Here is a 1,284-nt window from a genome sequence, read left to right as displayed (position 1 = left end):
TGCCTGGTTCTTCCGGCTTTTCAGGTGTGCCTGGCTCTTCCGGTGTTGGATCCTCTGGTGTTGGTTCTACTACTGGTTTGTAGAATCCGCTATCGATTGTTTTATCATCTGCGTTATTTACAATCACTGTTACAGTTTTGCCGTCTGAGTCTAATGCAGTATTTCCTACATTAACTAATGTTGGTTCATAACCTTCTGGCGTTTCAAATGTAATTGTATATTCACCATTCGGTAAGTTTGTGAACTCATAATTACCATTTTCGTCTGTTGTAGTTGTAACTGTTGATCCATCTGGTTTTGTCAACGTTACTTCTACGCCAGGGATGCCAGGTTCATTTGAGTTTTGGATACCGTCTTTGTTTGTATCTTCCCAAACTTTATCGCCAACTGTGTAAGTTGCTGGTACTGGTGTTGGTTCTACTACTGGTTTAAAGAAGCCACTATCAATTGTGTAGTTATCTGCATTATTGATTGTAACTGTTGTTGTTGTTCCATCTGAATCAAGCGCAGTATTTCCTACATTAACTAATGTTGGTTCATAACCTTCAGGTGCTTCGAATGTAATTGTGTATTCACCATTTGGTAAATCTGTGAATTCATACTTACCATTCGCATCTGTTGTTGTTGTAACGACTGAACCATCCGGTTTCGTTAACGTTACTGTTACACCTTCGATACCTACTTCGTTAGAGTTTTGGATACCGTCTTTATTACTATCTTCCCATACATAATCACCTAAGTTATATGTTGCTGGTACTGGTGTTGGCTCAACTGTTGGTTTGTAGAAACCGCTGTCGATTGTTTTATCGTCTGCATTGTCTACAGTTACAGTTGTTGTTGTTCCGTTTGAGTCTAATTCAGGGTTGCCGACGTTCGGTGTTGTCGGTTCATAACCTTCTGGTGTTTCGAATGTGATCGTGTAATCACCGTTCGGTAAGTTTGTGAACTCGTAGTTACCGTTATTATCTGTTGTTGTCGTTACTGTTGAACCATCTGGTTTCGTTAATGTTACTTCAACACCAGGGATACCTGGTTCATTTGATTTTTGTACTCCGTCTTTGTTTGTGTCTTCCCAAACTTTATCGCCAACTGTGTAAGTTGCTGGCTCTTGTGGTGTTTCTTGTACTGGTTTGTAGAATCCGCTGTCGATTGTTTTATCATCGCCGTTATTAACAGTAACTGTTGTTGTCGTACCGTTTGAGTCCAATTCAGGGTTGCCGACATTCGGTGTTGTCGGTTCATAACCTTCCGGTGTTTCGAATGTGATCGTGTAATCACCGTTCG

General features: G+C 40.7%; 1 protein-coding gene. It reads right to left on the bottom strand.

All coding sequences use genetic code 11. The annotated features are described in order from the left end of the window. On the bottom strand, nucleotides 1-1,284 hold a 1,284-nt coding region (locus HMPREF2937_RS08085), incomplete at both ends, for an SdrD B-like domain-containing protein (RefSeq protein WP_142351420.1).

The sequence above is a fragment of the Staphylococcus sp. HMSC061G12 genome, assembly GCF_001838465.1.
GTDB lineage: Bacteria > Bacillota > Bacilli > Staphylococcales > Staphylococcaceae > Staphylococcus > Staphylococcus simulans.
Note: the sequence above shows the minus strand (reverse complement) of the source record. Positions and strands in the feature narration are given on the sequence as shown.